We start from the raw sequence: 12,740 nt of genomic DNA, 5'->3' as shown, positions 1-12,740 counted from the left end.
AACGCCCGCATAGTCTGTATCTGCCTATCGCCGGTCTCGTATCTCACGGCCGCGAGGCGCGACACGAGACACGAGACACGAGACGCGGCACGACAGGTCAGAGCAGTCCCGCCGCTCCCAGTCGCGCACGTACCGTCTCGAGTTCGTCGCCCACCACCGGCAACAGCGGCGAGCGCGGCGCGCCGCCCGACAGGCCCACCAGATCCATCGCGGCCTTGATCCCGGCTGGACCCATCGCGCCCGCAATATCCGTCGCCAACGGCGTGAGACTCGCCTGCATCGCCGCCGCCGCGGCGTGATCGCCCGCCCGGTACGTATCCACCATCTTCCGCACCGCCGGGCCGGCGTACAGCCCAATTGCCAGAATGGCGCCCGACACTCCCGCCTCCAGCGCCGGCACCACCGTGCCGCCACTGCCGGTCAACACCTTGAACGTGTCGCTCTGCGCCTCGAGATACTGCTGCAGCACCGGAATGTTGCCGGCACTGTCCTTCATGCCAATCACATTGTCGTGCCGCGCCATCTCGTGCACAAAATTGGGACTCAGCACGATGTGCGTGTACGCCGGCATGTTGTACAGCAGCACCGGCAGCGGGCTCGCATCGGCCACCGCCCGGAAATGCGCCAGCAGCGCCGGCTCAGTCATACGCTTCAGGAAGTAGTGCGGCGAAATCACCAGCACCGCCGACGCCCCCGCATCCCTCGCATCCCTCGCGCGCTGAATGGTCAGTCGCGTGCTCTCGCTGCCGATACCCGCCAGCAGCCACTTGTCCTGCGGGATGCGCTCGCGCGCCCAGACCAGCAACTGCCGGCGATCATCGTTCTCGAGCAGCGCGGACTCCCCGCTGCTGCCCCCCACCAGCACACCGTCCATCCCGAAGGAGAGGTGGGCATCGAGATTGCGCTGAAACGCGGCGCCATCGAGTTCACCGGACGCGGTGAACGTGGAAACGGCGGGCACCATGAGCCCGCCCAGCTGGGCAACGGAGAGGTTGGACATCTGCGGAATGTACATCGAAACACCCACGCCGCAGCAGGGCGGCTACGACCCGAACAGACTCTCGAAGCCGCTGCCGAAGACCGTGTCGTTCTTCAGCGGATTGGGACTCGTCACCGATTCATGACCACTCGGACTCGTCGCCAGTGGAGGCAGGGTGTGCCCCGTGCCCAGCGGATTGCTCCCCAGGCCTGCCGTCGGCGCGGCGGGCGCCACTGGCCGTGCTGCCGCCGGATGCGGAGGGGCTATCGGCTTGGCCAGCTGCCCGATCGCCGGTGTCTTGCGGTTGCGCCCCATGCGGAACGCCAACTCGAAGTCGGCCGGATTGGTCGCGGCGCCCTTCGCCACTTCAAACTCGATCTCGCCGGACTGCACCAGCTCCGTGAGATGCTGATCGAAGGTCTGCATTCCGTACTGGGAGCCGTCCGCGATGTAGTCGCGGATTTCGGCAATGCGCCCTTCCGCAATGAGATCACGAATCGTACTCGTGACCACCATGACCTCGGCCGCCACCACACGTCCCTGCCCGCTCTTGCGCGGCAACAGACGCTGCGACACCACCGCATGCAGCGACTCGGCGAGACGCATGCGCACCACCAGCTGCTCTTCCGGCGGAAACATGGCCACGATACGCATTACCGTGGTCACCGCATCCGGCGTGTGCAGCGTGGAGATGAGCAAGTGCCCCGTCTCGGCCGCTTTCATGGCCGTGTCAATCGTTTCCGCATCACGCATTTCGCCAATCAGAATGACATCGGGATCCTGACGAAGCGCCGCCCGCAACCCCATGCGGAACGTATCCGTATCAATGCCGACCTCACGCTGCGTGACCGAGCTCTTGATGTCGTTGTGAATGAATTCAATGGGGTTTTCGAGCGTCAGGATATGCTTTTCGTAGGACCCGTTGATCTCATTCACCAGTGCCGCCATGGTGCTCGACTTGCCCGAGCCCGTTACGCCGGTCACCAGCACCATGCCGCGCTCCGTGTGCGCAATGCGCGTGAGTACCGGGGGCAACCGCAAGGTGTGCACGGTTGGGACCTGCTCGGGAATCACGCGCATCACAATGGAGTGCGCAGCGCGCTGTCGCAGAATGTTCACACGAAAGCGTCCCACACCCGCCGAGGCCCACGAGCAATCAAAATCCTTCAGTGTATCAATCGTGGCGCGATCCACATCGTTGCTCATCAGATGCAACGCAATCGCGCGCGTCTGTTCGGCCGTCAACGTCTGCTTCGTCAGCACCACAAGGCGCCCGTCGATACGTGCACGGACCACGTCGCCGGCCTTGATGTGCACGTCGGACGCTCCGCGTTCGACGGCTGCCTTGATGATACGTTCGATTGCCACAGTCACGGTCTGGTGGAAGGGAACGGCCACTCGCTCCCCCGTACAGACGATTCGGCCCCAACCCGGCAACGCGTCGGCACGCAGACTGCGGGTATCACCCGCGCTCCGCGCCGCCACGCCCGGTCAGCCCGCCAGCCCCGTAGAGCCCAGCCCCATGATGTCGCGAACTTCAGCAATGGTCTGCTGCGCAATACCACGCGCCGCACGCCCCCCATCGGCCAGCGCATCCAGCACCCGCTGTGGCTCGGCGTCCAATTCGGCGCTGCGACGACGAATCGGGGTCAGCTCCTGCACCATGCCTTCCAGCAGCACCTTCTTGCAGTCCATGCACCCCCACCCGGCGGTGCTGCACTGCTGCGCCACGTTGCTGACGGTCGCTTCATCATTGAACGCCTTGTGCAGCTGATAAATGTTGCACACCTCCGGACGCCCCGGATCGCTTTTGCGCACCCGCTGCGGATCGGTCATGGCCGGCCGGAGTTTCTGCCAGATCTCCTCGTCGGTTTCCAGCAATCCAATGGTGTTGCCAAGCGACTTGGACATCTTGGCGTTGCCATCCAACCCCATGATGCGGCGCGTCGGCGTGAGTAGCGGCTTGGGCTCCGGGAAATACTCCACGCCAAACTTCGCGTTGAACTTCCGCGCCGTATCCCGCGCCAGCTCCAGATGCTGAATCTGATCCTCACCCACCGGAATGCTGTCGGCACGGTAGAGCAGAATGTCGGCGCTCTGCAAGACCGGATACATGAGCAGCCCGGCGGGAATGCTTTCCATCTTCGACGACTTGTCCTTGAACTGCGTCTGCCGCTCCAGGTCGCCGAGCGGCGTGATGGTCGTGAAGATCCACGACAGTTCGGTGTGCTCCGGCACATCGCTCTGCATGAACAGCACAGCCTGCGCCGGATCAATACCCGCCGCCAGCAGCGACTTGGCCATCCCCCACCGCCGCGCCCGCAGCACGGCCGGGTCATAGCTGCCGGTAATGGCGTGGTAGTCCACGACACAGTAGATGGCACCGGGGTAGGTTGCCTGGAGCTGGACCCAGTTTTTCACTGCGCCCAGATAATTGCCGATATGCAGTTCGCCCGAAGGCTGGATGCCACTGAAGATGCGAGCCATGTGCGTAACGTAAGCGGCGTGCGGTGGCATCACAAACAGCAGAGCGCAGACGGCCATCTGCAGTTCACATACCCCTGTGACCAAATTTCACACCATGCCAACCCCCGACCGCCTCGCCTGGCGCGACGCTGCCAGAGCCGCCGCGCAGACCGCCGCCGACTTCATTACCCACGAAGCGCACACACATCGCGCTGTCGCATGGGAAGCCAAGAGTGCGACCGACTTCGTGAGCCATGTCGATCTCGGCGCCGAAGAGCGCATTCGCGACATGTTGCTCGCCCGCATTCCCGGCATTCGCATCGTGGGCGAAGAACTCAGCAGTGACGCCAATCCGGAGGACGGGCTGGTCGCGATTGTGGATCCGCTCGATGGGACCACCAACTTCCTGCATGGTTTCCCCAACTACGGGGTGTCCATCTGCATTGCCCTTGATGGCGTACCGCAGGCCGCCGTGATGCACGATGTGGCCCGCGGTGGCTGTTGTCATGCGACCCTCGGGGGCGGCGCATTCGTGGACGACTCGCCACTCCACGTGTCGACCATCACCGACCCGGCCCGGGCCCTTATCGGCACCGGATTTCCCTTCAAGGACGTCACGCGGGCCGATGAATATCTGCGCATGATGCGGCGGCTCATGCCCGTGGTCTCCGGTATGCGGCGCGCGGGTTCGGCCGCGCTCGATCTCTCGGATGTGGCCCGGGGTCGCTTTGACGCCTTCTGGGAGCTCTGGCTCAACCCCTGGGACCTTGCTGCCGGTGTGCTCCTGGTGCGCGAAGCGGGTGGCCGGGTCACGGATCTCGACGGCAACGACGCCCGCCTCATTGGGGGGACCATCGTGGCGTCAAATGGCGTCCTGCACGACTGGTTTCTTGATGTCCTCAACGACCGGACGCGCTAACTTTCCGGCGCAGCGCTGACCGACACTCCCACCCCGCCTATCGTGCCGCTCGTCGAGTGCGTCCCCAATTTTTCTGAAGGTCGAGATCCGGTGGTCATTGCGGCCATCCGCGAGGCCATCGCCACCACCGCCGGCGCCCATGTGCTGGACGTGTCCAGCGATCCGTCGCATCACCGGACCGTGATCACCTTCGTCGCCTCGCTCGTCGCGGCCGTGCCGGCGGCGCTGGCGGCCATGCGGGTGGCGCGCGACCGAATCGATCTCACGGCGCATCAGGGGGAGCACCCCCGCATCGGCGCCACCGACGTGGTGCCGTTCATTCCGCTCGATGGCGCCACCATGGACGATTGCATTGCGCTCGCCCGTGAACTGGGTGAACGCGCGCACCGCGAACTGGGCATCCCGGTCTATCTGTACGAACGGGCCGCCGCCACGCCGGCCCGCGAAAATCTCGCCGATGTCCGTCGAGGAGAATTTGAGGGGCTCCGCGAGGAGGTACGCTCCAACCCTGCTCGGCACCCCGATTTCGGAGGGGCGGAGTTGCATCCCACCGCAGGCGCCACCGCCATTGGCGCGCGGCCGTTTTTGGTGGCCTACAACGTCTATCTGGGCGACAAGGCAAACCTCCCCGTGGCCAAGGACGTGGCCAAAGCCATTCGCGGCTCCTCCGGGGGGCTGCGGTATGTGAAAGGGCTGGGCATGGAAGTGGACGGACAGGCGCAGGTATCCATGAATCTGGTGGACACGGAAAAGACGCCGCTGCATCGCGTGTTTGAGTACGTGAAGACCGAGGCCGCCGCCTACGGGGTCGTCCCCACCTGGAGTGAAATTGTGGGGTTGGTCCCGGAGCGGGTGATGCTGGAGGCAGGCGCCCGCCATATCCAGTTGCGAGGCTTTTCCAAGGCCATGCTGCTCGAGACCAAGGTGCGCGACGTCATGTCGGGCGGTGAATCCATCGATGGCTTCATGTCACGCGTGGCCTCCCCCGACCCCACACCCGGAGGCGGCAGTGTGGCCGCCCACGCCGGCGCCTTGGGGGCCGCGCTGGCCCAGATGGTGAGCGGCCTGACGGTAGGAAGAAAGAAATACGCGGGTGTAGAAATAGAGATGAAGCAGATCGCGCTGCAGGCCAGTGCCTTGCGGTGCACGCTGAACACCCTGGTGGAGCGGGACGCTCAGTCCTACGAAGGGGTGCGGGCCGCGTATCAGTTACCAAAGGATTCCGAGCCAGAGCAACAGGCACGGGCCACCGCCATTCGGGAAGCGCTCATTGGCGCCGCCGAAGTGCCCCTCGAAACGGCACGCACGGCGGTGGAAGTCGCAGCGCTGGCCGCCGCTCTGGCCGAACGGGGGAACAGCAACGCCGTCAGTGACGCGTGCGTGGCCGCACTGCTGGCCGAAGCCGCCTGCAAAGGTGCGGTGCTCAACGTGCGCATCAACGTGGTCTCACTCGATGAGGAGGGCACGGCCCGCGGTGCGGCCCTGGCATCGGAAGCCCGCAAGATGCTGGATGCCGCCGCCATGCACGCGCGTATTGCCGAAGCCGCGGCAGAGCGCGCCATGATGCCCGCCTGACCCCCTGCCCCCACTCGACGCATGCTGCTTTCGATGTCTCATTGTTTGGCCGCCGCCCGTCGCCCCACGCGGGTGCTCCCTCTGCTGCTGGCGTGCGCCCTGAGCGCCTGCTCGAGCGCGAGGAGTGCACGCGACGCCGGTCGCACCGTGTCCGGCACCAGCGCGATGGTTGGCTGTGAAGCCAGTGTCAAAGATGGTGCCCGACTCGGTCGCGCGGCTCTGACCTTTTCCGGAGCCTCCAGCGGCGAGGCCACCCTGCGCATTGAAGGGGAAGCGTACAAAAGCACGGTGCTGGTGGACGTAGCCACCGGCACCGTGCTTGAACTCGCGGAAGGCACCTACCAAGTGCGCATCACCGTGAGTGGCTACCGCGCGGTGGAGCGGTCGGTCTCCGTGGTATGCGGAAAGGAAAGCACGGTGGCGGTGACGCTAAACCGGCGCTGACAGCACGCCGGCGTGCCGGCGTTACTTGCTCCAGGGCGGCACAATCCCGTTGGTCCGCGCATAGGCAATGGACTGGCCGAGATGCTCATGCAGGTGGGTCGCCGCAAGAATCCACATGCTTTGAGCCGTGGTCTTCATGCCGAACATGCTCACGGACTCGCCGACGTTTGCGGCGGTAGTCTTTGCCATCTGCGTCTTGAGATAGGCGAAGCTCTGTTCGAGCTCGGCCACGATCTGTTCACGCGTGAGCGCCCGCGTTTCGTACGCCGTCAGCGACTTGAAATCCCCCGCCTTGATGCCGGTGGTCGCCGGGATGGCGTGTCCGAATCCGCTGGGAATGAAATAATTGTCCGACGCTACGTGCAGCAGCACTTCGCCAATGGAGCGGACCCCGGGGGCCGGGCGCCACGACAGCTTTTCAGCGGGCGTCACCTTGGCCAGGCCAATGAATTTCTGCTCAACGCCCTCCACATCCTTGATCAGATCCAGCACCACGGGCGAGGCCTGCGCAGTGAGCGGACGAACGGCGGGGGCGGCGGAACACATGAGGGCCGCGAGCAGGACAGCACGACGCATTGAGAGCTCCTTGGGAGTGGGATTCTTTAATTCTACCGCGCGCGGCAGAACAGAACCACTCCGGCGAGCGGTCAACCCTGGGGAAGTGTCAGAATACGCGGGCCGTCTTCGGTTATGGCTACCGTGTGTTCAAAATGCGCCGAACGCTTTCCGTCGGCGGTGACCACGGTCCACTTGTCGCTCAGCGTTTTCGTCTTCGGCGTGCCCACATTCACCATGGGCTCAATGGCAATGGTGAGCCCGACGCTGAGCTTCTTTCCGCGCTTCGGCTTGCCGTAGTTGGGGATCTGCAGCTCCTCGTGCGGGGAGAAACCCACCCCGTGTCCCACGAGTTCGCGCACGACGCCAAACCCTTCGGCCTCCACCACGGCCTGCACCGCCGCGCCAATGTCACCAACGTGATTGTCGGGCACGGCCGCCGCAATCCCGGCGGCCAGGGAGCGTTCGGTGACGTCCAGCAACCGCTGGGTCAGCTCATCGATGGTGCCAACGGGCACGGTGATCGCCGCGTCGGTGAACATGCCATCCAGCTTCACGCCCACATCCACGGTGACGATATCACCGTCGACCAAGATGCGTTTGCGAGACGGAATCCCGTGCACGATCTCCTCGTTGATGGAGATACAGGCACTGCCCGGAAAGCCGTACAACCCCTTGAAGGCAGGTTCGGCACCAGCATGTGAGCGAATGAAGCTCTCTACGAGCTGATCGAGCTCCATCGTGGAGATGCCGGGGCGCACATGCGCCTTGGCATGCATGAGCGTGGCGTGCAGAATAGCCCCGCCACGCGCCATGATCTCAATTTCGCGCGGCGACTTGAGGAGCGTTGCCGGTGCGGCATTGCCCATCGCCATCACGCGATCCCGAGCGCCGTCAGCACGCGCTGTTCGACGTCCTCGAGCGAGCCAAGGGCGTCCACGCGCACCATGTTGGCGCCATGCGACGCGTACCAGTCAATGACCGGCGCCGTCTGATCGCGATACACCTGCATGCGTTTCCGGATCGCGTCGGGCTCATCGTCCTTGCGGCGTACCAGGGTGCCGGTCTGGCCGCCTTCTGAGCACGTCTCACCGGGCTCACGACCAAAGAACGGACGCTGACACACATCGCAGGTCGTCCGTCCGCTGAGACGACGGACCAGCTCGTCTTCATCGATTTCGAACAGCAGCACAGCGTCCACTTTGCGCCCCAGGGCGGCCAGGGCATCCGTAAGCCCCTGTGCCTGTGGCGTGGTGCGCACGACGCCATCGAGGATGGCGCCATTGGCGGCCGTAGGAGACGCCAGCGCTTCGCGCATGATGCCCATAATGACGGCATCAGGCACGAGATCGCCGCGATCCATGGCAGCCTTGGCCTCGAGGCCCAACGGCGTGCCGTCTCGAACCGCGGCGCGGAGTACATCGCCAGTCGCGACCTTGGGAACGTCAAGGCGAGCGGCTAGCCGCTCGCCTTGAGTTCCCTTGCCCGCGCCTGGAGGACCAAGCAGGACGATGATCATTGGAAGAGTTTAGAAGCCGCCCTGAGTCGCCTGACGGCCGCGGAACTTCACACGACCCTTCTTCATGAAACCGTCGTACTTGCGGAGCAGCAGGTGCTGCTGCATTTGCGCCATCGTATCGAGCGCCACACCAACGACGATCAGCAGCGAGGTGCCACCAAAGGCGAAGGGGACGTTCACGAGACGCGCAATGACGATCGGCATCAAGGCGATAACGGTGAGGAAAATCGCGCCCGGCAACGTGATGCGCTCGACGACCTGCTCGATGTACTCCGCCGTCTTCGCGCCCGGCTTGATGCCCGGCACAAACCCGCCCTGCTTCTTCAGGTTCTCAGCCAAATCGACCGGATTGAAGATGATGGACGTGTAGAAGTACGTGAACAGCATGATGAGCACAGCCGACAGGATGAAATAGAGCCACGGGTTGGGCCCCTGCGGATTGAAGTACTCCGCAATCTCCTGCAGCTTCGCGTTGCCGCTGAACTGCGCCAGCGCACCGGGAATGACGATCACCGACTGGGCGAAGATGATCGGCATGACGCCGGCCGTGTTGATGCGCAGCGGGATGAAGTTGCGCGCGGCCTCACGCTGACGTCCGCGAGCCATGGTGCGCTGCGGAATCTGAATGAGCACCCGGCGAGCGGCCACCGTAATGGCCACCACACCCGCAACCACCGCCACCATGACCAAGCCCAGCACCACCAGCGTCAGCGGCGAGATCGCGCCCGTCGTGACGAAGTTGAAGGACTGGAAAATGGACGGCCACATGCGCTCGACGATCGAGAAGAAGATGATCAGCGACGCGCCATTGCCCAGGCCGCGCTCGGTGATCTGCTCACCCAGCCACATGACGAAAATCGCGCCAGCGGTGAGGAAGAGCATCATCTGGATCGTGAACCACGGTCCCGGGCGCGACACCGCCGCCGGAAGCGACGCGGTGAAGAGCGCAAAACCGTACGCCTGAATCAGCGCGAGCACGACGGTGAGGTAGCGGGTGTACTGCGTGAGCTTTTTCCGCCCCTCTTCGTCCTTCTGCATCTTGTCCACGTTCGGCAGCACGGCCCCGGCAATCTGGACGAAGATGCTCGCCGAGATGTAGGGCATGATGCCGAGCGCGAATACTGTGGCGCGTGAGAGACCACCACCCACGAACATGTCGTAGAGGCCCAGAAGGCCACCGCCCTGCTGGCGGGTGAAATAGTCCGTCAGCGCCTGGACATCGATCCCGGGGGCCGTGATATGCGAGCCGACGCGATAGATCACCATGCACAGGAACGTGAAGGTGATCTTCGCCCACAGCTCGGGCGTCCGGTAAATGTTGGCGACCGCGTTGGCGGCCGCGTTGTTGTCTTCTGCCATGCGCTGAATGCTCTCCGTCAGCCTTCGACGCGGCCGCCGGCCGCTTCGATCTTCGCCTTGGCGGAGGCGCTAACCTTCACGCCCTTCACCGTGAACGCCCGCGACACTTCCCCGTTGGCGAGCAGCTTCGCCGGGCCCTGGCCCGCACGAATCAGTCCCGCCGCGATGAGCGTCTCGGTCGTCACTTCGTCCCCGGCCACCTGCGCGAGGTCGGGGAGGCGCACGATCTGCGCCTCTTCACGGAACGGGTTGGTGAAACCACGCTTGGGAATACGACGCGTGATCGGCATCTGACCGCCTTCGAAATGCGGCTTGCCACCACCAGGACCACCATGACCCGAGCGGGCCATGGAGCCTTTGTGACCCTTACCGGACGTCTTGCCCAGGCCGGAGCCCGGGCCGCGGCCCAGACGACGACGCGAGCGATGCGAGCCCGGCGCCGGCGACAGGTTGTGCAGGCCGATCTTCTCAGCCGACTGTGCGTTGTCTGCCATCGCTTACTCCTCCACCGGCGTCACCTGAACCAGGTGACGCACCTTCTTGAGCTGGCCGCGCAGCGAGGCGGAATCCTGCTGCACAACGCTGGCCTGATGATGACGAAGGCCGAGAGCCGCCAGCGTTGCCCGCATCCGCCACGAATGGCCGATCGCGCTCCGCACCTGCGTCACCTTCACCTTACCGTCCGTCGGAGCCTGGAGCTTCGGCGTCTTGGCCGGCCCCTTCGACGGATGCCACACGAACGTCCGCGGCATTATGCCACCTCCGCTGCGTTAGGCGAGGCGCCAACCACGGCCGCCTTGCGGGTATCAACCGATTCCGTCTTGGACTTCGCACGGGACTTGTACCCGATCTGCGACACTTCGAGCCCACGCTCACGGGCCGCCTGCTCGACGGTCACCAAGTGCGTCAACCCGTCAATGGCCGCGCGCACCATGTTGTGCGGGTTCGTGGAGCCCAACGACTTCGTGAGAATGTCGTGAATACCGCAGCACTCAAGCACGGCACGCACCGCACCACCCGCGATCACACCGGCACCAGGCGCCGCCGGCTTCATGAGCACCTTGCCGGCGCCATGCTTGCCAACGATCTCGTGCGGAATGGTCGAGCCGGTCAGCGGAATGTTCACCATGCTGCGACGAGCGGCTTCCACGGCCTTGCGGACCGCTTCCGACACTTCGTTCGCCTTGCCCGTGGCAAACCCGACCTTGCCCTGCCCGTCGCCCACCGCGACCAGCGCGTTGAACGAGAAGCGACGACCACCCTTCACCACCTTCGCCACGCGATTGATCGCAATCACGTTTTCGACCAGATCGCTCTGCTCGCGCTCCTGCTGCGGGCCACCACGATCCGGACCACGACCACGGCCACGGTTCTCACCGCCGCCCGGGCCGCCTTCACCACCGGGACCGCGGCCACGGCCACCCGGGCCGCCACCTGGTCCGCCGGGGCCACGGCCACGGCCGCCTCCCGGTCCACCACGTCCACGGCCACCACCTGGGCCACCGCGGCCTGCACCACCCGGCGCGCGAGCGCCTCCCGAATTTTGTGCGTCTGCCATGATCAGAACTCCAGGCCGCCCTCTCGGGCGCCTTCGGCAACGGCCTTCACGCGGCCATGGTACTGGTAACCGGCGCGATCGAAGACCACCTTCGAAATGCCCGCCGCCTTCGCCTTCTCTGCTGCGGCTTTGCCGACGGCAAGCGCGCGTTCCGACTTCGTCCCGCTCATCTTCTCGTCGCCAACGGTGAGCAACGTGCGATGCGTCACGTCGTCCACGATCTGCGCATAGATATGCTTGAGCGAGCGGAATACCACGAGACGCGGACGTTCCGCCGTCCCGTTCACTGCCTTGCGCACGCGCAGATGACGACGCTTGCGCTTCTCCGCGTTCGTGCGCGGGATCGCGATCTTGGCCATTACTTGCCTCCCGCCTTACCGGCCTTGCGCCGGATGACTTCGCCCTGGTACTTGACGCCCTTGCCCTTGTAAGGCTCCGGCTTGCGGAAGCTGCGGATTTCAGCCGCGACCTGGCCCACGTGTTCCTTGCTCGCGCCTTCAATCACGACCGTGGTCGGATTCGGCGCCGTGATCGACACGCCAGCCGGCGCCTTGTATTCGATCTGGTGCGAGAAGCCGAGCGACAGCAGCGCGCCGTACGGCTTGATCTCGGCCTTGTAGCCGACACCCGTGATCTCGAGCACCTTCTTGAAGCCCGTCGTCACTCCTTCCACCATGTTCGCCACCAGAGTGCGCGTCAGACCATGCAGCGCCTTGTGGCGCTCTTCATCCGACGGACGCTTCACCAGCAGCTCACTGCCTTCCTGCGACACCATGATCTCAGCCGGGAGCGTGCGGGTGAGTTCACCCTTCGGCCCCTTCACCGATACCGTGTTGCCATTCATCGCCACCGTCACCCCGGCCGGAACCGGGATCGGGCGCTTACCGATACGCGACATGTCGTAGTCTCCTTACCAGACGAGGGCGAGGAGCTCGCCGCCAGTGTTGGCGGTGCGTGCATCACGATCAGACATGATGCCCTTCGACGTGCTGAGGATGGCCATACCGAGGCCATTGCGAACGCGCGGGATTTCCGTCACGCCGACGTACTTCCGCAGACCGGGGGTCGAGATGCGCTTCGCTTCGCGGATCACCGACTGTCCACCGTGCGCGTACTTCAAAATCACGCGCAGGACGGCCTTGCCATCCTCGAGATCGACCGTGCGGTAGTCCTGGATGAAGGAGTTCTCCTTCAGGATGCGCGCGATCTCGATCTTGATCTTCGAGACCGGCATGTCGACGCGGCGGTGCTTGGAAGCACACGCATTGCGAATCCGCGTCAGCATGTCGGCAATAGGGTCGTTCAGGCTCATGCTCTGATAATTCTCCTAGGGTATCCGCCCGTGGCGGACCGGTAGGAAGTGAAT

16 protein-coding genes are annotated in these 12,740 nt (G+C 64.5%); 3 read left to right on the top strand and 13 right to left on the bottom strand.

From position 1 onward, the window contains the following. Positions 1-97 precede the first annotated feature (97 nt). From GEMMAAP_RS05300 to trpS, 3 genes are all read right to left on the bottom strand, one after another. A complete protein-coding gene (locus GEMMAAP_RS05300; RefSeq protein ID WP_026849943.1) occupies positions 98-1,000 on the bottom strand; it encodes a dihydrodipicolinate synthase family protein in 903 nt (300 codons plus the stop codon). 42 nt (positions 1,001-1,042) lie between these two features. Then, positions 1,043-2,347 carry a type IV pilus twitching motility protein PilT gene (locus GEMMAAP_RS05295; RefSeq protein ID WP_026849944.1) on the bottom strand — a complete coding sequence of 435 codons (1,305 nt, stop codon included), beginning with the start codon at positions 2,345-2,347 and terminating at the stop codon, positions 1,043-1,045. Positions 2,348-2,470: 123 nt separating this feature from the next. Continuing rightward, positions 2,471-3,466 (bottom strand): tryptophan--tRNA ligase, encoded by a 996-nt coding sequence (trpS, locus tag GEMMAAP_RS05290; RefSeq protein ID WP_026849945.1) that lies wholly within the window; start codon positions 3,464-3,466, stop codon positions 2,471-2,473. Between the two features lie 94 nt (positions 3,467-3,560). Between trpS and GEMMAAP_RS05285 the strand changes: the two genes are divergently transcribed. The 3 genes from GEMMAAP_RS05285 to GEMMAAP_RS05275 are packed head-to-tail and all read left to right on the top strand — an operon-like array spanning position 3,561 to position 6,383. After that, positions 3,561-4,364, top strand: coding sequence for an inositol monophosphatase family protein (locus GEMMAAP_RS05285; protein ID WP_026849946.1), 804 nt, complete (start codon positions 3,561-3,563; stop codon positions 4,362-4,364). A gap of 42 nt (positions 4,365-4,406) precedes the next feature. Then, positions 4,407-5,939, top strand: a complete 1,533-nt coding sequence (ftcD, locus tag GEMMAAP_RS05280) for a glutamate formimidoyltransferase (protein WP_075071435.1) — start codon at positions 4,407-4,409, stop codon at positions 5,937-5,939. A 33-nt stretch (positions 5,940-5,972) separates the two neighbouring features. Beyond that, positions 5,973-6,383 (top strand): PEGA domain-containing protein, encoded by a 411-nt coding sequence (locus tag GEMMAAP_RS05275; RefSeq protein WP_158514741.1) that lies wholly within the window; start codon positions 5,973-5,975, stop codon positions 6,381-6,383. A 21-nt stretch (positions 6,384-6,404) separates the two neighbouring features. On the opposite strand, the gene GEMMAAP_RS05270 is transcribed toward GEMMAAP_RS05275, so the two are convergent. From GEMMAAP_RS05270 to rpsH, 10 genes are all read right to left on the bottom strand, one after another. Continuing rightward, positions 6,405-6,959, bottom strand: coding sequence for a DinB family protein (locus tag GEMMAAP_RS05270; protein WP_026849948.1), 555 nt, complete (start codon positions 6,957-6,959; stop codon positions 6,405-6,407). 71 nt (positions 6,960-7,030) lie between these two features. After that, on the bottom strand, positions 7,031-7,813 hold the full coding sequence (map, locus tag GEMMAAP_RS05265) for a type I methionyl aminopeptidase (RefSeq protein WP_145979014.1): 783 nt from the start codon (positions 7,811-7,813) through the stop codon (positions 7,031-7,033). Next, entirely contained in the window at positions 7,813-8,457 is a 645-nt protein-coding gene (locus tag GEMMAAP_RS05260) for an adenylate kinase (protein ID WP_026849950.1), read from the bottom strand. The genes map and GEMMAAP_RS05260 overlap by 1 nt, the downstream gene beginning before the upstream one ends. 9 nt (positions 8,458-8,466) lie before the next feature. Next, entirely contained in the window at positions 8,467-9,816 is a 1,350-nt protein-coding gene (gene secY, locus GEMMAAP_RS05255) for a preprotein translocase subunit SecY (RefSeq protein ID WP_026849951.1), read from the bottom strand. Between the two features lie 17 nt (positions 9,817-9,833). Next, complete coding sequence (gene rplO, locus GEMMAAP_RS05250) at positions 9,834-10,280, bottom strand: 50S ribosomal protein L15 (RefSeq protein WP_026849952.1); 447 nt, start codon at positions 10,278-10,280, stop codon at positions 9,834-9,836. 33 nt (positions 10,281-10,313) lie between these two features. After that, positions 10,314-10,490, bottom strand: coding sequence for a 50S ribosomal protein L30 (gene rpmD, locus GEMMAAP_RS05245; RefSeq protein WP_026849953.1), 177 nt, complete (start codon positions 10,488-10,490; stop codon positions 10,314-10,316). A 77-nt stretch (positions 10,491-10,567) separates the two neighbouring features. Next, complete coding sequence (rpsE, locus tag GEMMAAP_RS21150; RefSeq protein ID WP_026849954.1) at positions 10,568-11,374, bottom strand: 30S ribosomal protein S5; 807 nt, start codon at positions 11,372-11,374, stop codon at positions 10,568-10,570. Positions 11,375-11,376: 2 nt separating this feature from the next. Beyond that, positions 11,377-11,733, bottom strand: a complete 357-nt coding sequence (gene rplR, locus GEMMAAP_RS05235; RefSeq protein WP_026849955.1) for a 50S ribosomal protein L18 — start codon at positions 11,731-11,733, stop codon at positions 11,377-11,379. After that, positions 11,733-12,272, bottom strand: a complete 540-nt coding sequence (gene rplF / locus GEMMAAP_RS05230) for a 50S ribosomal protein L6 (RefSeq protein ID WP_026849956.1) — start codon at positions 12,270-12,272, stop codon at positions 11,733-11,735. Before rplF ends, rplR begins: the two co-directional genes overlap by 1 nt. A 12-nt stretch (positions 12,273-12,284) precedes the next feature. Beyond that, positions 12,285-12,686, bottom strand: a complete 402-nt coding sequence (rpsH, locus tag GEMMAAP_RS05225; protein ID WP_026849957.1) for a 30S ribosomal protein S8 — start codon at positions 12,684-12,686, stop codon at positions 12,285-12,287. Between the last annotated feature and the right edge of the window lie 54 nt (positions 12,687-12,740).

It is taken from the genome of Gemmatimonas phototrophica (assembly GCF_000695095.2).
GTDB lineage: Bacteria > Gemmatimonadota > Gemmatimonadetes > Gemmatimonadales > Gemmatimonadaceae > Gemmatimonas > Gemmatimonas phototrophica.
This window is presented reverse-complemented; position numbering and strand designations above follow the sequence as displayed.